This is a genomic window from Streptomyces sp. NBC_00582 (assembly GCF_036345155.1).
GTDB lineage: Bacteria > Actinomycetota > Actinomycetes > Streptomycetales > Streptomycetaceae > Streptomyces.
The window spans coordinates 7,373,421-7,390,309 of the sequence record NZ_CP107772.1; the positions used below are offsets into that span (position 1 = coordinate 7,373,421).

Here is a 16,889-nt window from a genome sequence, read left to right on the forward strand (position 1 = left end):
CGCGCCCCCGTAACCCCTTCTCCCGGCCCCGCCGCCCCTGCGGCTGTGTGCGTCCCCATTGTTACGGACGGTACTCGCGGTTGTCCTGTTCCTCCCCCGGTTTTCACGGCACCTGCCGCCGCTCCGACCGGATCACCCCCAGGTCCACCAAGTCCTGCGGACGGATGCGGAGTTGGTCCGCCGTCGCCTCGGCCTCCTCCGCCGGCCGCTTGAGGATCGCGGCGGCGAGCTCCGGGGCGATGACCGAGAAGTAGCTGTCCGGCGCGGCCCAGGTGCGGCCCGGCGCGGCCAGCGCGAGCGCCCCGCCGGAGCCGCCCTCGCCGATCACCAGCGTGGTGACCGGCGTCCGGACGGTGGCGAGCACCCCGAACAGCTCGGCGATCGCCGCGCCCGCCCCCTGGCGTTCCGCCTCGGCGTCGTTGGCCGCGCCCGGAGTGTCCACCAGGGTCAGCACCGGGATGCCGAGCCGGTCCGCGAGCCGGATCAGCCGGGTCGCCGTACGGTATCCGGCGGGCCGGGTGGCGGCCCCGGTCTGCGCGGCGTACGCCACCGTACGGCCGCCGTGCTCGCCGAAGCCGCACAGCATCCCGTCGGGGTCGGTGCCGCCGCAGCGGTCGCCGGAGATCGCCAGGCGGTGGGTGAAGTAGGCGTCCAGGTACTGTGCGGCGCGCGGCCGTTCGGGGGAGCGGGCCCGGCGTACGGCGTCCCGGCCGGAGGCGGGCAGGTCCCGGGCGCCGAGGGGCTCCGGCACGGGGGCGGGCTCGTCGGACGCCCCGGTCAGCAGCCGCAGCCACCGCCCGAGCGTCCCCCGCAGCTCGTCGAGCGGTACGACGGCGTCCGCCGCCCCCGCCGCGACCTGCGCCTCGGCCGTGTAGGCGGCCGGATCGGCGTCCGCCGGCCGCACCCGGGACCCGGCGAAGCCGACCTGGGCGCCGGGCAGCGCGAGGACGACGTCGGCGCCCGCGCCCAGCGTGGCCCAGCCGCCGCCGGTCGTCGGGTCCCGCAGCACCGCGATCTGCGCCGGCCCCGCCTGCCGGGTCAGCGCCGACTGCCGTGCCACCCGCTGGAGTTGGGTGAGGGCGACCATGCCCTCCTGCATCCGGCTGCCGCCGGTGGCGATCAACGGCACGACGGGCAGCCGGTGTTCACGGGCATGGGTGTACGCCGCCTCCAGCCGGTCGCCGGTGCGCTCGCCCAGCGAACCGCCCAGGAAGCCGAACTCGAAGGCGATCAGCGTCACTTCGGTGCCCTCGACGCGCGCGGTGCCGCAGACGACGGACTCGGTCTCGCCGGTGCGTTCGGCGGCACGGGCGCGCGAGAGGTCGTAACCGGGCCAGGCCAGCGGCCCGTCGCGGACGACATCCCGCTCGGGGTGAGGGAGTTCGCTGAAGGTGAGGGGGTCGGCGACGAGGTCGACGACCTCCCGGGCGCTCGCACGTCCCGTCATGCCGGCAGCGCCCGCTTCATGATCTTCCCCATGTCGTTGCGGGGCAACGCGTCGAGATACCGGACCTCGCGGGGCCGCTTGTGCGGCGCGAGCCGCCGGGCCACATGGTCGGCCAACTCCGCGTCGCTCGGCGGCGACTGGGGATCGACCGGGACGATCCAGGCGACGATCCGCTCCCCGAGGTCCGCGTCCGGCGCCCCGGTGACGGCGGCCTCGCGCACCCCCGGATGCTCCAGCAGCGCGTTCTCGATCTCCCCGGCCCCGATCTTGTACCCGCCGCTCTTGATGAGATCGGTCGCCTTGCGCCCGACGATCCGCACATACCCGTCCGGGTCGAGCACGGCCACGTCCCCCGTGCGGAACCAGCCGTCGGCGGTGAACGCGGCGGCGGTGGCGTCGGGCCGGTTGAGGTACTCGGTGAACAGGTTCGGCCCGCGCACCTGGATCTCACCGACGGTCTCCCCGTCGTACGCCGCGACGGCCGCCCCGTCCTCGTCGACGAGCCGCAGCTCCACGCCCGGCAGCGGCACCCCGACGGTCCCGGCCCGCGCCTCCCCGTCGGCCCGTACGGCCGTGTTCATCAGGGTCTCCGTCATGCCGTACCGCTCGATCACCCGTCGTCCGGTCGCCGCCGCGATCCGCTCGTGGTCGTGCACCGGCAGGGCGGCCGACCCCGACACCAGCAGCCGCGCCCCCGACAGCGCCCTGACCAGCTCGGGGTCGTCCGGGAGCGCCTCGGCGATCCGGTGGTACATCGTCGGCACCCCGAACAGCACGCTCGCGCCGTCGTTCAGCTCCCGGGCGACGCCCTCGGTGGTGAAGCGCCCCAGATGCCGTACCGACCCGCCCCGGCGCAGCGGTCCCAGCACTCCCAGCACCAGCCCGTGCACATGGAACAGCGGCAGCCCGTGCACCAGCACGTCCTGCCCCGTCCACCGCCAGGCGTCGGCGAGGGCGTCGAGAGTGGCGGCGACCGCGCGGCGGGGGATGACCGCGCCCTTCGGGGGGCCGGTGGTGCCGGAGGTGTAGACGACGAGAGCCGGTTCCCCGTCGCCCACCCGCTCCTCCCCGACGGGGGCCGGCCCCACGGCGGTCGCGTCCACGTCGACGCGCTCGAACCCGGCGAGCGCGGCGGGCAGTTCGTCCCCCGGGGCGGCCAGCACCAGCCCCGGCGCGCTGTCGCCGAGGATGTGCCCGAGCTCCTTGTCCCCCGACTTCGGATTGAGCGGCACGGCGGCGGCCCCGGCGAGCAGCACGCCCACCACCGCCACGGCGGTCTCCAGGGCCGGCGTGGCCCACACGGCGACGCGCCGCGCCCCGCGCACCCGCTCCCCGACGGCCCCGGCCGCCGCCGCGAGCTCCGCATAGGTCAGGGCCCGCTCGCCGAACCGCAGTGCGACGCGCTCGGAGGGGTCACCCGTCAGGGCCGGGAAGAGAGAGGACACGCGGACGCTCCTTGGGCTGAGGGCCATGTGCCCCCGATCCTGCCCCGACTCGGCCCACCCGCACCACGTCGGCCACCACACGGCACACGGTGTCCGGGCCTTCGGCGGTGGTTGTTAGCCTTCCGGGGATCGATCACCGACAGGCCGGAAATCGGATCTGCGTATGAAGGGGGAGCCCGCGTGCCCCGTATCGCCCTTGTCACCTGCCGGCCGGGGCCCGAGGTCGCCGTCGACCGGGATCTGCCGGGGCTGGTGGCGGCGCTGAAGGAGGCCGGGGCGGACGCGGAGGCCGTCGTCTGGGACGACCCCGACGTCGACTGGGCGGCCCACGACCTCGCCGTCATCCGTTCCACCTGGGACTACAGCTGGCGCGCGGCCGAGTTCGTGGCCTGGGCGGAGAAGACCGCCGCCGTCACCCGGCTGGCCAACCCGGCCGGGGTGGTCCGCTGGAACAGCGACAAGCGCTACCTCGGCGCGCTCGCGGCCGCCGGGGTGCCGACCGTCCCGACGCGCTACCTCGCGCCCGGGGAGCCGGCCGATCTGCCCGACGACCACGAGTACGTCGTGAAGCCGACCACCGGCGCCGGCGCCCGCTTCGCCGCCCGCTACACCCCCGACGAGCACGACACCGCCGTACGGCAGCTCGCGCGGATGCACGCCGAGGGCCTCACCGCGATGGTGCAGCCCTATGTGCGGGGCATCGACGCGGCCGGTGAGCGGGCGTTGCAGTTCTTCGGCGGCCGGCTGCTGCACGCCAGCCGCAAGGGCGCCGTCCTCGCGCCCGGCACGCCGTACGACGAGCGCAAGGTGGCCCACCCGGGCCTGGAGCCCTGGCAGCCGACGGACGCCGAACTGGCCGTGGCCGAACAGGCCCTGGCGGCCGTGCCGGAGGCCCCCGGGCTGCTGTACGCGCGCGTGGACCTCGTGGACGGCGACGACGGCCGGCCCCGGGTCATGGAACTGGAGCTGGTCGAACCGAACCTGTTCCTGTTCCTGCACACCGGCTCGGTCGCGGGGGTCGTCGCGGGGATCCTCGCGGCGGCCCGGACGGCGCGGCGTTAGTACGGCTCGTACGGCCCGTACGCGTCGTACTGCCCGGGCAGCGGGGTGTACCCGTCCCTGACCGTCGTCCGCTGGAGCAGCCCCCAGGTGAACTCGGCGACCACCTCCCTGGGGGTGCCGAACGCGTCCGGCGCGGTGAAGGCCAGCCCCCAGCGGGTGGGGGCGGTCCCCTCCAGCGGGCGGGCCGGGGCGAAGGCGCCGGTGACCTCGTCGACCGTGCAGGACCAGGGGGCCAGATCGTCCAGGGTGCGCAGGTCGGGGGCCGGTGTCTGCGGGGAGCGGACCAGCCAGTCGTTCCAGACCGACTGGTTCGGCGCGAGCAGCACCTCGAAGCGGAGGTCGGGCCACAGCGGGATCGGCCACTGCCAGGACTCGCAGTCGAGGTCACCGACGCGGCGGGCGGTCCTCGACTCGGGTTCACCGAGGACCGAGCGGTAACGGGAGAGGGCGCCGCGTGCGTGCGGGGAGTGGACCATGGCCTGCCAGCGCTTGTTGGCCTCCCTCATCTGCGCCAGGGACACCCCCAGGTCACGGCGGGCGTCGTCCACCAGATCCGGGTTGTGGTCGGCCATGCGGCGCAGCAGCACGAGTTGGAAGTCGGCGACACTGAAGGTGCCGGCGAGACGTTTCGGGGTCGGCATGCCCCCATCCTGGCCCACCGAGGGCTTTCAGGACCATTGCCCAGGGCAGCGCCATATGACAGCCTGTGTTCGTCATGCCGATCGCCTGTTGATATTTCGAACGCAGGCCAGGGACGAAACAGGGAGGGGGCCGGTCGTGGGACGCCTCGTACCAGCCGTGACCCGAGCTCTCGACATTCTCGAGCTCTTCCTCGACGGGGACGGGACGCTCTCCGCCCCCGACATCGTGCGCAAGCTCCAGCTCCCGCGCACCACGGTGCACGAACTGGTGACCACGCTCGCCGCGCGCTCCTACATCGTCCCCGTGCCCGGACAGCCCGGACGGTACCGCCTCGGCGTCCGTCCTTACCAGCTCGGCAGCCGCTACGCCGAGCAGCTCGACCTCGCCGCCGAGGGGCAGCAGGTCGCCCGCAGTGTCGCCGAGACGTGTGACGAGACCGTCCACGTGGCGATCCTCGAAGGGACGGACGTCATCTACATCGCCAAGGTCGACTCCACGCACGCCGTGCGCATGGTGTCGGCCGCCGGCCGCCGGCTGCCCGCCCACTGCACCTCCGTCGGCAAGATGCTGCTGGCCTCCCTCCCCGAGGCCGAGCTCAGCGCCCGGATCCCCGACGACGCGGCGCTCGTGCGGATGACCCCCAACAGCATCACCGAGCCCGCCGCCCTGCGCACCGCGCTCGCGGAGATCCGGGACCGGGGCGTCGCGGTGGAGAGCCGCGAGTCGAACCCCGACGTGAGCTGTGTCGCCGCCCCCGTCCGTGACCGCACCGGCCAGGTCGTCGCGGCCCTGTCCATCTCCGTGCCCATGATCCGCTGGAGCGACGACCGCCGCACCGAGCTGGAGCAGCTCGCCGCGAAGGGCGCCGCCGAACTGTCGGAACTCCTCGGCTACCGGAGCGCGGCATGAGCACCTCGTACGACGTCGCGGTACGGGCCGAGGCCACCCTCGGCGAGGGCCCCACCTGGGACCCGGCCACCGGCCGCCTCCTCTGGCTCGACATCCTGGGCTCCCGCCTGCACACCTACGACCCCTCGACCGGCCGCCGCACGGTCCGGGTCACCGACCAGCACGTGGGCGCGGCCAAGCCCCGCGCGGGCGGCGGCCTGGTCCTGAACCTCCGTGACGGCGTGGGCCTCCTCGACGAGGACGGCGCCTTCCGCTGGCTGCACCACGAGCCCGTCCCCGGCCGCCGCGCCAACGACGCAGCCGTCGCCCCCGACGGCTCGCTGTGGGCCGGCACCATGCGCTACGACGAGGCGCCGGGCGGCGGCACCCTGTCCCGCTTCACCGGCGACGGCACGGCCGAGGTCTTCCTCGACGACGTGGCGGTGAGCAACGGCACGGGCTGGAGCCCGGACCACTCGCTCATGTACTACATCGACTCCCCGACCCGCCGCGTCGACGTCTTCGACTTCACCGACGGCCGGATCTCCGCCCGCCGCCCCTTCGTCGAGATCGAGGAGGGCGCCGGCTTCCCCGACGGCCTCACCGTGGACGCGGACGGCTGCGTCTGGGTCGCGCTGTGGGACGGCGCAGCGGTCCGCCGGTACACCCCCACGGGGGAACTCGACCGCGTCATCACCCTCCCCACCCCCCGGGTGACGGCCTGCGCCTTCGGCGGCGCCGACCTGACCGACCTCTACGTGACGACGGCCCGAGTGGGCCTGGACGCCCCGCACCCGGTCGCGGGCTCACTGCTGGTGGTACCGGGGGTGGGCAAGGGCCTGCCCCAGCCGGCGTTCAGGGGCTGACCGACCCGCGCCCCTTTGGGGCGCGGGGCCGCGTCCCTCTGCGGCTCCGCCGCGCCCGGACACCCTGGCGCGGCTACCGGCTACGGCAACCCCACCCGCTTGAGTTCCTCCCCGGTCAACGGCGGTCCGCTCAACGCCGGCTTGAGCGGCCCCACCGCGGCGGCCAGCAGCACGGACGGCGTCAGCAGCACCGCGGCCCCCCGCTCCAACGACGTCACGTCGGTCACCCGGCGGGCGATCCGCCCGTTCCCGGTGGCCGTCAGCATCAGCCGCCCCACGTACGCCGACAGCACCCGGTCCCGCACCGTCGGGCCGCCCTCCGTCGCCCCCGGGTAGAACACGTCCTGCCCGATCGCCAGATCCCACGCGGCCGCCGCCGGCCGTGCCACCGCCCGCTGGATGCGCCGGGCCAACCCGGCCGCTCCCCACCCGTGGCGCCGCACCGCACCCCGCAGCAGCACCGCGCTCTGCGCGGCGACGGCGAGCCCGTGGCCGTAGAGCGGGTTGAACGCGGCGAGCGCGTCCCCGAGGACCGCGAAGTTCTCCGGCCACACCGGCATCCGCTCGTAGAAGTGCCGCCGGTTGAGCGTGGTCCGCGTGTACGACACGTCGGTCAGCGGCTCGGCCCGCTCCAGCAGCTCCCCGATGATCGGATGCCGCAGCTCCTCCCGGGCGAACCGGACGAAGTCCCCGGCGTCGGCGGACGGTTCACCGCCCCGCGTCCCGTTGAGGGTGACGATCCAGCGGCCGTCCTCGATGGGGAGCAGGAACCCGGCCCGCCCCGGACGCCCGTCCCGCGGATCCGGCTGCACGTTCACGATCGGGTAACCGGAGCGCGCCTGCTCGGGGGCGAGATACAGCCGGCTCGCGTACGCCAGCCCGGCGTCGACCTCACGCCGCTCCACCTCGGGCAGCCCCAGCTCCGTCAGCCACCGCGACGCCCGGGAGCCGCGTCCCGTCGCGTCCACGACCAGCCCGGCCCGCACCACCCGTACGCCGTCCCGGTCCCCTCCCCTGCTGCGGACCCGCACGCCGGTGACCGCCGCCGCCGTGCCCTCCAGCCCCAGCACCTCGGTGTCGTCGAGCAGTTCGACCCGCTCGTCCGCGAGGACCTGCGCCCGGACGGTGGCGTCCAGCAGGTCCCGTCCCGCGAGGACGACGTGGTGCGACTCGGGCCAGCGCCGGAACCAGCCGCGCGCCCCCATCACCACCATGTCCGTGGTGACCGGATGCCGGCGCGCCCCGGCCGCCCACAGCGCGTCCGTGGCGCCCGGCAGCAACTCCGTGAGCGCCCGCACCCCGCCCGACCACAGCATGTGGGCGTGGCGCGCCTGGGGGAGCCCCTTGCGGGGCGCGGGACCGTCGGGCAGCACGTCCCGCTCGACGACGACGACCCGCTCGACGAGACCGGCCAGGGCGGCCGCCGCGAGCATGCCGGCATGGGATCCCCCCAGGACTACGGCGGTTCTGGCGGGGGTGGGATCTTCAGTCATGCGCGGAGGTGCTCTCTGCCGGGGCGGACCGCGAGCTCACGGACCGCGTCGATGTCATCGGGATGCCGGAGAACCTCGGACACGGCCTGGATCTCCCGCAACAGATAAGTCGTATCGGTCCCGGCCCCGTCGCCGGCCGTGAACCCGCCGTCCTCCCTGCGGGAGGCCCTGGACACGGCCTCCCTGCGGGAGGCCCTGGACACGCCGGCCGAGGCGTCCGGACCCGAGACGTCCGGACCCGAGACGGCCGGATCCAGGGGGGCCGGAGCCGAGGGGGCCGGATCCGAGGCGTCCGGATCCGAGGCTTCCGGATCCAGGGGGGCCGGAGCCGAGGCGGCCGGATCCAGGGGGGCCGGAGCCGAGACGGCCGGATCCGAGACGGCCGGATCCGAGGGGGCCGAGTGGGCCGGCGTACCGGGAGAGCCGAATGCCCCTGGCCCCGCCACGGAGCCCTCCGCCCGCACGCCCGTACCCTCGCCCCCGCCCACCGCGCTCTCCAGCCTCGGCCCGGCACCCCGCGCCCCGGCGACAGCGCCTCCGGCCCTCAGCGCGGCACTTCCGACTCCCAGCCCGGCGCCCCCGGCTCCCAGTCCGGCACTCCTCGCTCCCAGCCCGGCGCCCTCGGCACCCAGCCCGGCCCCTCCGGCTCCCGGCGCGGCACTCCTGGCTTCCGTCGTGGCGGCCCCGGCTCCCGGTCCGGCCCCTCCGGCTCCCAGCGCGGCGGCCCTGGCTCCGAGTCCGGCCCCTCCGGCTCCCGGCGCGGCGCCCCCGGCTCCCGGCGCGGCGTCCCCCCGCCCCGCCCCTCCGGGCTCCGGGGCGGTGGGCCCGGGCTCCGGGACGGTGCTCGGGGTGTTGGTCCCGGTGCCCTCACGGGGCTCGTCGTGGTCCAGGGTCGCCACTGCCTCCTGGATGGTCACCGCTGCCGCCAGGGCCTGGGCGCGGCCGCGGTCGAAGCCGAGGGCCACCGCCGCGTCGTAGGAGCGTCTGCGCAGGTCGTCGTCGAGATGGCGGGCGAGCTGGAGGACGGCGTCACGGATGAAGGTCTCCCGGCGGATCAGCCGCAGCTCGGGGGTGGCACGCAGAGCGAGCGGCTCGCGGCTGCCGACGGCCGAGCGCATGAGCCGGGCCAGCGGCTTCAGACCGCGGTGCAGCCGGCGGACCCGCCAGCGCTCCTGGAGGTACTGCCCGGCGTGCGGGACGATGAAGCCGATCGCGACCAGCGTCGCGGCGACGCACGCGGCCGACGGCGCGATGTTGGTGTTCAGCCAGTCCAGGTCGTGCCCGGTCCAGCGGGCCACGACGGCCGTCAGCTTGGCCGCGCTGAACAGCAGGTTCGTCACATACCCGGCCCCGAGGAAGCGCAGCCCCCAGCGCAGCCAGGCATCGAGCCCCTCGGTGCGGCTCCAGTTCCAGATCAGCCCGGCGGTGACCGAGCAGGCCACCGTGTGCGCGAGCAGATAGAGCAGGATCTCCTCACGCATGAAGGGCGTCGTGGCGTAGTACGTGTCCAGGTCCCGGATCCGCTCCACGGGCACGTCGGCGAGCGCGAACAGCACCCACAGCGCGACCACGACCCCCGCGTACACGGAGACCACCCACCGGGTGGCCCGCCGGGTCTGGGCCGAGCGCTCGGTGAGGTTGTTGCGCCAGGCGATGACCAGCAGCAGCCAGGACGCGGAGAGCGCGGTGAGCAGCGAGTACACCCACGGCGCCGCGATGTTGGGGACCCCGGTGACCCGGTTGGTCCAGGCGATCGTCTTCGGCGCGGCGAACACGAACACCGCGCACGCGAACAGCAGCAGCCCGCCGACCGCCCGCAGCAGCGGATCCCGCCACAGCTTGAGGATGCTGGGCAGCTTGATCGCCAGGGCGGCGCCCAGCACCACCGTGGGCAGCCAGAAGGAGATGTACAGGCCGTGGATCACCGGGCCGCGCCCCCACGCCCGCGATAGCCCAGCGTCCGCTGCACCGGCGACGCCTCCCCGCCCGCTCCGCCCGCCCCGTCCGCGCAGAGGTAGCGCCGGAAGCGGGCCGCGAGCCGGTGGCCGAAGTCGTCGGCCTCGGCCTCGTCGGCCTCCCGGGACCCGTTGCGGGCGGCCACCGTCAGCGCGACGGACTCCCAGTCGCGCCGCCGGGCGAGCACCCCCGCCGCGTCCCGGCCGAGGCCGTGATGGTGGTGCCGGTGCCCGGCGTGCAGATGCCACAGCTCATGGCCGAGGATCACCAACTGCTGCACGGCCTCGGCCCGTTCCTCCACGATGACCAGGTCGAAGTCATGGAACTCCACCCACAGCCCGGTCACCCCGATCTCGTCCGGGAACCGCTCGAACCGCAGCTCCACGGGCCGTCCGCCGCGCCGCGCGGCCATCGCCTCGCACAGCGCCCGGGACACCTCCCGCACCCCGGCCGGCCGCCGGGGCCGGGCCCGCAGCGCGGCCGAGAGCTCACCGGTGAGTTCGCGCATGGCCGGTCCGGTCCTCGGGCGCCGCAGCGCGGAGGCGATCCGGGCCGCCCTCTCGCGCGCGCCCGCGATGTCCATCAGGTCCCGCCCCCTTCTCACCGCCGCACGGCAGCCCGCCCGGCGCCCTCCGGCCGCGGCTTCGAGCCTACGCGGCTGGTTGTGTCCGCGTCACGAAAAGATTCGACGGGAGTGGGGGAGTGGCGAGGGTGCGATAGAAAGCGCTATCAGACTTCGTGTCGAAACCATTGACGCGCAAGCGCATCGATTTTACGGTCGCGTTCGAAGTTACGGGCAAGATCCGAAATGTCGAACGACAGGGGCAAGGTATGGCACAACCTCGCCTGAATCGCAGGCACCTCCTCACCGCGGCGGCCGGTGCGGTGGTCGCGGGCAGCTTCGGCTTCGCCGCGCTCGGCACCGGCGCCGACGCGCTCGCCGCGGGCAGCCGCACCCGCGTCCGCTACTGGAACCTCTTCCAGGGCGGCGACGGCGCCAACCAGGTCGCGATGGTGGACGCCTTCCGCAAGGACGGGCAAGGCGATCGGGGGACGCCCAGGTCCACCACCTGGCCACCCGCCCCGACGCCCCCTACGCGGTGGAGGGCCCGTACATCGTCCGCCACGGCCGCTACTACTACCTCTTCGCCAGCTACGACCAGTGCTGCGCGGGAGTGAACTCGACGTACAGGATCAGGGCCGGCAGAGCGACGAAGGTGACGGGCCCGTACGTCGACAGCACCGGCACGCCCCTCCTGGAGGGCGGCGGCGACCTCCTCCTGGAGGGTCACGGCCGCTCCATCGGCACCGGCGGAGAGTCGATCTTCAAGGACGGGGGCAGAGATGTCCTGGCGTACCACTACTACGACGCAGCCGACAACGGCACCCCGAAGCTGGGGCTCAACACCTTGAGCTGGACCAAGAACGGCTGGCCAACGCTCTTTTAGGGGCGCGGGGCCGTATCGATGTGCGGCTCCGCCGCGTGGGCGCGACCGGACCCACCCACCCGCGGACACAACTGAACCTGAAAGGAAAAGATGCGCACCGCCCGCTTCACCCTCGACCCCGCCTTCACCATAGGCGAAGTCAACCCCCGCCTCTTCGGCTCCTTCGTCGAACACCTGGGCCGCTGCGTCTACACCGGCATCTTCGAACCGGACCACCCCACCGCGGACCAGGACGGCATCCGCCAGGACGTCCTGGGCCTCGTCCGTGAACTCGGCGTCACGGCGATCCGCTACCCCGGCGGCAACTTCGTCTCCGGCTACAAGTGGGAGGACTCGGTCGGCCCGAAGGAGGACCGCCCCCGCCGTCTCGACCTCGCCTGGCGCTCCACGGAGACCAACCGCTTCGGCCTCTCCGAGTACATCGCCTTCCTCCGCAAGATCGGCCCGCAGGCCGAACCGATGATGGCCGTCAACCTCGGCACCCGCGGCGTGACCGAGGCCCTCGAACTCCAGGAGTACGCCAACCACCCCGCCGGCACCGCCCTCTCCGACCTCCGGGTGACCCACGGCGACAAGGACCCCTTCGGCATCCGGCTGTGGTGCCTGGGCAACGAGATGGACGGGCCCTGGCAGACCGGCCACAAGACGGCGGAGGAGTACGGCCGCCTCGCCGCCGAGACGGCCCGGGCGATGCGCCAGATGGACCCGGATGTCGAGCTCGTCGTCTGCGGCTCCTCCAGCCAGTCCATGCCCACGTTCGCCGAGTGGGAGGCGACGGTCCTCGCCGAGACGTACGACCTCGTCGACCACGTCTCCCTGCACGCCTACTACCAGCCCGAGGACGGCGACGTCGACTCGTTCCTGGCCTCCGCCGTCGACATGGAGTCCTTCATCGAGAACGTGGTCGCCACCGCCGACCACGTGGGCGCGAGGCTCAAGTCCACGAAGAAGATCAACCTCTCCTTCGACGAGTGGAACGTCTGGTACATCTCGAAGTGGCACGAGATCGAGAACTCCGGCACGCGGGACTGGGCGGAGGCCCCCCGCCTCCTGGAGGACAACTACAGCGTCCTGGACGCGGTCGTCTTCGGCTCGCTCCTCATCGCCCTGCTCCGGCACGCGGACCGCGTCACCGTCGCCTGTCTCGCCCAGCTCGTCAACGTCATCGCCCCGATCATGACCGAGCCCGGCGGGCCGGCCTGGCGGCAGACGACGTTCTTCCCGTTCGCCCAGGCCGCCCGCCACGGCCTCGGCCAGGTCCTCGACGTACGGGTGGTCTCGCCGACCTACGAGACGAAGAAGTACGGCGAGACCGACCTGCTGCACGCGACGGCGGTCCGGGCCGAGGACGGCACGGTCACCGTCTTCGCCGTCAACCGGGGCCGCACCGAGGCGCTGCCCCTCGAGGTGGCGCTGAACGGCCTCGACGTCACCTCGGTCGTCGAGCACAGCGCGCTCGCGGACGCCGACCCGGACGCCCGCAACACGCTCGACGAACCGGAGCGGGTGGCTCCGCACGTCGTGGAGGGCACGAAGATCGAGGACGGCACCCTCACCGCCGTACTCGAGCCGCTCTCCTGGAACGTCATCCGGCTGGCCTGAGCCGCCCGCTCGCGGAAAGGCGCGTCACAATGTGCGCATGAGGATCTCGGCACGGGCGGACTACGCGGTACGGGCGGTACTGGAGCTCGCCGTACGGCAGGGCGGTGACCCGGTGAAGGCGGAGACGGTCGCCGCCGCGCAGGACATTCCGCACAAGTTCCTGGAAGGGATCCTCGGCGACCTCCGCCGGGCCGGTGTGGTCGACAGCCGGCGCGGCGGAGGGGGCGGCTACCGTCTGGCCCGCGACGCCGCGTCGATCACCGTGGCGGACGTGATCAGGGCGGTCGACGGCCCGATCGTCTCCGTCCGGGGGGAACGCCCCACCGGTCTCACCTACACGGGCTCGGCCGAGCCCCTGCTCCCGCTGTGGATCGCGCTGCGGGCGAACGTGCGCCGGATCCTGGAGGGGGTCACGGTCGCGGACATCGCGGCGGACGCGCTCCCGGATCCCGTGAAGGAACTGGCGGCGGAACCGGCCGCCTGGGAGAACCCGTAGGTTCGCCGGTCGGGCTGCTCCCGCCGCGGCCCCGACCAGTGCGTGGCCGGGGGCCGCGGCGGGGGTGGGTGGGCACCGCCCCGGGGGTCAGGCGGAGTTGACGCCCACGGTGAGGGTGGCCTTGTAGCCGTCGGAGACGCTGGACCCGAGAGCGGTCAGGGTCAGCAGGCCCGAGGAGGCGCCTCCGTCGTCGTAGATGCTGTCGTCGGCGAGAGCGGTCTCCTTGGTGGTGTTCGCGGAGTACGGCGAGGTCGCCTGGATCTCCTCGTTGATGTCCGGGTCGAAGAACAGCTGCCCGGTGTGGATGACGTCGCCGCCGGTGTACGAGTCGTCGGTGAGCGTCACGTCCGTGTGCACTCGCATATGGACGTGCACCGCGCGGGAGACGTAGTGGCCGGGCCAGATCGAGGTGATGCTGCACTGGCCGTTCTCGTCGGTCATCTGACCCCCGCGCAGGAAGGTGCCGTTGTCCTCCTCCTTGTGGCCGTTGCCGCCGACGAAACCGGAGTACTCGCCGAGGGCGTCGCAGTGCCAGATCTCCACGAGGGCGTCCGCGAGCGGCGCGCAGTCGTTGGCCTGGTCGACGACGGTGAAGGTGTACTGGACCTCGAAGCCCTCCTTGTCCTCCCGGATGTCCTCGCGCACGAGGGCGCCCTCCAGGGAGTAGGGACCTTCGGTGACCTCGGCGTTCAGGGTGCAGACGCCGGAGGCGGCGGAGGAGGAGGTGGAGGCCTTGGCCGCGGCGGCCGAGGAGCCCGACTCGCTGGTGGTGGTGTCGGCCGAGGCCATGCCGGCGATCGCGAGTCCGCCGGCGGCGGCGACCGCGCTGCCGCCGATCAGAACGCGGCGGCGCTTCATGCTCTTGTCGAGCCGGTGCCTCCCGGGCTGCTGGGTGTCGTGGTTGTCGTTGCTGTCGAGGATCTCGTGGTGCTCGTTGTTTCCCGTCATGCGGAAGAAATTAGGAGCGCACCTGAGGAAATCCTTAATGTGCGGCTGTGAAGGACCTGGGGATGCAACGGTCAACACCCCGTGATCTACGGCGAGTTGGGACAAGTCCCGGTCAGTGGCGGGAGGTCGTCCGCTTCGGCGGCGCTATGCGGACCCGCTGCTCGGCGGGCGCGCTCTCGATGTCGTCGAGTTGGGCGACGATCGTGGCGCGCAGGTCGTCGTAGTCCTCGAAGCGGTGGTCGTTGAAGAGCGTGTAGCCCGTCCACATCAGGTTGGCGCACACCCGGGCCGGCACCCGTCCGGTCTGCGCGCCCAGGCCGACCAGGGCCACCGACCCGATGGCGCCGGGCGTCTCGTCGTTCTTCCGGTGGATCGCCTGGAACGCGGCGGCGCAGGCCAGGGCCACGTTCAGCGTCGCGCTCACGTTCTGCGAGGACTGCTCCATCGTCGGCGTCGAGATCAGGAACTTCGGGTTCGTCGCCCCCGAGGGCACGCACACCGCGCTGCCCACCGGCAGCCGTCCGCCGAACCCGTCGCGGATCGCCCGCTGGACACGGAGCTGGATGCCCGCGCCGAGGTGGCGCTTGACGACGGCGTCCACCCCGCCGTTCATCAGCCCGCGCGCGTTGGTCGGGCTGACCCAGGCGTCGGCGGTCACCTCGAGGATCGAGCCCTTGCGGATCACGATCTCCGGTGTGTCGGCGAAGGCCGCCCGCCAGGCGTCGACCACCTTGGCGTTGACGTCGGTCAGGACCACCTCGAGCGGCGGCTGCACACGGTTCTCGGTCATCTTCCACACTCCCGTCGGGGACCCGGTCCTTCCAGTGATCACGACGCTACAAGGACCCACTGACAACGCCCCGTGGCAATGCACCGGGGCCGAAAGGGCGTTGTCAGACCCCGCTGTTAGCGTCCCCGCCATGATCGACGCCAACGCCTCCGCGCAGCCCGACCCGAACGACCCGCTGGCCCTCGCCGAACTGTTCCAGGGCGGCGGTGAACCGTGGCTTCCGCTGCTCAAGCCCGTCATCGAGGCCCAGCCGGGCGCCGCCTCGTTCATCGGCCCGGGCCGCGGCCCGGACGTGGTCCCGGTCCGTGAACTCACCTTCCAGGCGCTCAAGCCGAACCCGCCGCACAAGTGGAAGGTCGTCGTCTTCGGGCAGAACCCGTATCCGCGCCCGGAGAGCGCCACCGGCATCGCGATGTTCGACAACACCTTCCACGACTGGAAGGACAGCCAGTTCGGCCGCGTCGTCAGCATCCGCTGTCTCATCAAGGCGGCGGCGATGTGGAAGTACGGCATCCCGAAGAAGACGCCGATAGCCGACGTCCGCGCGCTGCTGAGGAAGCAGGACACCGTCCAGCCGCCGGAGTGGTTCCAGGCGATGCTCACCCAGGGCGTCCTCCTGCTGAACGCGGCCCTCACCGCGAGCAGCGACGGTCCGCGAGGGTCCGATCCGCACACCGCGTTCTGGCGTCCGGTCGCCGAGCGGATCGTCGAGGAGATCCTCAAGGCCAAGCAGGACGCCGAGGACGAGGAGGACCGCGGTGTCGTCTTCGCCTGGTGGGGAGCGCACGCCCGCAGTCTGAAGTCGGTCGTCCAGCGGCTTCAGAAGAAGTACCCGGACGTCGAGGTCCGGCACCTCGACCACTGCAATCCCGCCGCCCAGGGCGACATCTTCTGCGACGGCGACCACTTCACCCTGGTCAACGACGCCCTCGCCGCGGTGGGCGCGGAGCCGGTCGACTGGCTGCCGAGCAGCGGGTGGGATCAGCGGGCGGGGGAGGCCGGCGGGGCCGACGACGGTGTGGCCGCCCGCATGGGCGCGTTCATCACCTCCACCATGGAGCTGCATCAGCTCTATCTGGAGCGGCTCTCCAGCGTCAAGGACGAGGGCCTCGTCCTCCCCGAGATCACCGGGGTGTTCGACACCCCGCTGCTGGCCTTCCCGGACGCCGTCGGCCCCGTCGCCGGCCTGCTGCGCGGCCTCGACCGGCACGTCCAGCGCTCGCACGACTTCGGCAAGCGGCTCGCGGACCAGCAGGCGGGGAGCCTGTCCGCCGACGCGGTCGCCGCGCTCTACCTCTACACCTGCGAGTCGGCGTTCTACCGGGAGATCAACGCCGTTCTGCGCCACCCCGACCGGTCGAAACTGGCCCCTTACCTGCCGTATCTGCGGCTGCTGTTCTCGGCGGTGTCGGGGCTGCCGGTCCGTACCGAGCCGCTGTGGCGCGGTGTGCCGCTGGACCTGCGCGCGCAGTACCCGGTCGGACGGACCGTCACCTGGTGGGGCGTGTCGTCCTGCACCTCCGAACTCGGCGTCGCCCGCGCCTTCCTGGGCGGCCGCGGCAAGCGGACGCTCTTCGAGGTGCGGCCCGCGCGGGCCGTCGGCATCCGTCGGTTCTCCGCGTTCACCGGCGAGGAGGAGTTCATCCTGCTGCCCGGCACCCAGCTGAAGGTGACCGAGGTGACGACCGAGCGCGGCGGCCTGTGCACCGTACGGCTGACCGAGTCGGAGGAGCGGCCCCTCGTCTCCTGAGCGGGCCGTGTGAACGGGCCGGGGTGAATGGCCGGAGTTCCCCCTGGCCGCCCCCC

Annotated in this window: 14 protein-coding genes and 2 pseudogenes; 8 read left to right on the forward strand and 8 right to left on the reverse strand. The window is 73.1% G+C overall.

The genetic code is table 11. From position 1 onward, the window contains the following. Positions 1–103: 103 nt before the first annotated feature. On the reverse strand, positions 104–1,447 hold the full coding sequence (locus OG852_RS33360; protein WP_133909709.1) for a carboxyl transferase domain-containing protein: 1,344 nt from the start codon (positions 1,445–1,447) through the stop codon (positions 104–106). Further along, positions 1,444–2,892 (reverse strand): acyl-CoA synthetase, encoded by a 1,449-nt coding sequence (locus OG852_RS33365; protein ID WP_330349891.1) that lies wholly within the window; start codon positions 2,890–2,892, stop codon positions 1,444–1,446. Before OG852_RS33365 ends, OG852_RS33360 begins: the two co-directional genes overlap by 4 nt. Before the next feature lie 180 nt (positions 2,893–3,072). On the opposite strand from OG852_RS33365, the gene OG852_RS33370 reads away from it, so the two are divergent. Then, positions 3,073–3,954: an ATP-grasp domain-containing protein gene (locus tag OG852_RS33370; protein WP_133909711.1), complete on the forward strand. Its 882-nt coding sequence runs from the start codon at positions 3,073–3,075 to the stop codon at positions 3,952–3,954. Here OG852_RS33370 and OG852_RS33375 read toward each other — a convergent pair. Beyond that, positions 3,951–4,595: a hypothetical protein gene (locus tag OG852_RS33375; protein ID WP_133909712.1), complete on the reverse strand. Its 645-nt coding sequence runs from the start codon at positions 4,593–4,595 to the stop codon at positions 3,951–3,953. The genes OG852_RS33370 and OG852_RS33375 overlap by 4 nt on opposite strands. A 136-nt stretch (positions 4,596–4,731) precedes the next feature. Here OG852_RS33375 and OG852_RS33380 point away from each other — a divergent pair, with 136 nt between their 5' ends. Together OG852_RS33380 and OG852_RS33385 are read left to right on the forward strand one after the other, a co-directional pair. Next, positions 4,732–5,505 carry an IclR family transcriptional regulator gene (locus OG852_RS33380; RefSeq protein ID WP_133909713.1) on the forward strand — a complete coding sequence of 258 codons (774 nt, stop codon included), beginning with the start codon at positions 4,732–4,734 and terminating at the stop codon, positions 5,503–5,505. Further along, positions 5,502–6,350: an SMP-30/gluconolactonase/LRE family protein gene (locus OG852_RS33385; protein ID WP_133909714.1), complete on the forward strand. Its 849-nt coding sequence runs from the start codon at positions 5,502–5,504 to the stop codon at positions 6,348–6,350. The genes OG852_RS33380 and OG852_RS33385 overlap by 4 nt, the downstream gene beginning before the upstream one ends. An 80-nt stretch (positions 6,351–6,430) precedes the next feature. On the opposite strand, the gene OG852_RS33390 is transcribed toward OG852_RS33385, so the two are convergent. The 3 genes and pseudogenes from OG852_RS33390 to OG852_RS33400 form a co-directional block, all read right to left on the reverse strand. Then, complete coding sequence (locus OG852_RS33390; RefSeq protein ID WP_208117024.1) at positions 6,431–7,843, reverse strand: NAD(P)/FAD-dependent oxidoreductase; 1,413 nt, start codon at positions 7,841–7,843, stop codon at positions 6,431–6,433. An 857-nt stretch (positions 7,844–8,700) separates the two neighbouring features. Then, a pseudogene (locus OG852_RS33395) lies at positions 8,701–9,768 on the reverse strand (MAB_1171c family putative transporter); the annotation flags it as partial. Further along, positions 9,765–10,382 (reverse strand): toxin-antitoxin system, toxin component family protein, encoded by a 618-nt coding sequence (locus OG852_RS33400; protein WP_208117025.1) that lies wholly within the window; start codon positions 10,380–10,382, stop codon positions 9,765–9,767. The gene OG852_RS33400 and the pseudogene OG852_RS33395, both read right to left, overlap by 4 nt. Before the next feature lie 248 nt (positions 10,383–10,630). On the opposite strand from OG852_RS33400, the pseudogene OG852_RS33405 reads away from it, so the two are divergent. The 4 genes and pseudogenes from OG852_RS33405 to OG852_RS33420 all read left to right on the forward strand — a co-directional run. Next, positions 10,631–10,843 (forward strand): annotated as a pseudogene (locus tag OG852_RS33405) (extracellular solute-binding protein); the annotation flags it as partial. Between the two features lie 56 nt (positions 10,844–10,899). Beyond that, positions 10,900–11,247 (forward strand): family 43 glycosylhydrolase, encoded by a 348-nt coding sequence (locus OG852_RS33410; protein ID WP_330349892.1) that lies wholly within the window; start codon positions 10,900–10,902, stop codon positions 11,245–11,247. A gap of 90 nt (positions 11,248–11,337) precedes the next feature. Beyond that, on the forward strand, positions 11,338–12,849 hold the full coding sequence (arfA, locus tag OG852_RS33415) for an arabinosylfuranosidase ArfA (protein ID WP_330349893.1): 1,512 nt from the start codon (positions 11,338–11,340) through the stop codon (positions 12,847–12,849). A gap of 37 nt (positions 12,850–12,886) precedes the next feature. Then, the gene (locus tag OG852_RS33420; protein ID WP_133909716.1) at positions 12,887–13,345 is read left to right on the forward strand and encodes an RrF2 family transcriptional regulator; all 459 of its coding nucleotides are present in this window, start codon (positions 12,887–12,889) and stop codon (positions 13,343–13,345) included. Positions 13,346–13,432: 87 nt separating this feature from the next. On the opposite strand, the gene OG852_RS33425 is transcribed toward OG852_RS33420, so the two are convergent. Both OG852_RS33425 and OG852_RS33430 read right to left on the reverse strand, forming a co-directional pair. Then, on the reverse strand, positions 13,433–14,293 hold the full coding sequence (locus OG852_RS33425; protein WP_133909717.1) for an intradiol ring-cleavage dioxygenase: 861 nt from the start codon (positions 14,291–14,293) through the stop codon (positions 13,433–13,435). A 112-nt stretch (positions 14,294–14,405) separates the two neighbouring features. Beyond that, entirely contained in the window at positions 14,406–15,083 is a 678-nt protein-coding gene (locus OG852_RS33430; protein ID WP_330349894.1) for a macro domain-containing protein, read from the reverse strand. A gap of 130 nt (positions 15,084–15,213) precedes the next feature. Between OG852_RS33430 and OG852_RS33435 the strand changes: the two genes are divergently transcribed. Beyond that, positions 15,214–16,833 carry an ADP-ribosyltransferase domain-containing protein gene (locus tag OG852_RS33435; RefSeq protein WP_330349895.1) on the forward strand — a complete coding sequence of 540 codons (1,620 nt, stop codon included), beginning with the start codon at positions 15,214–15,216 and terminating at the stop codon, positions 16,831–16,833. Positions 16,834–16,889 lie beyond the last annotated feature (56 nt).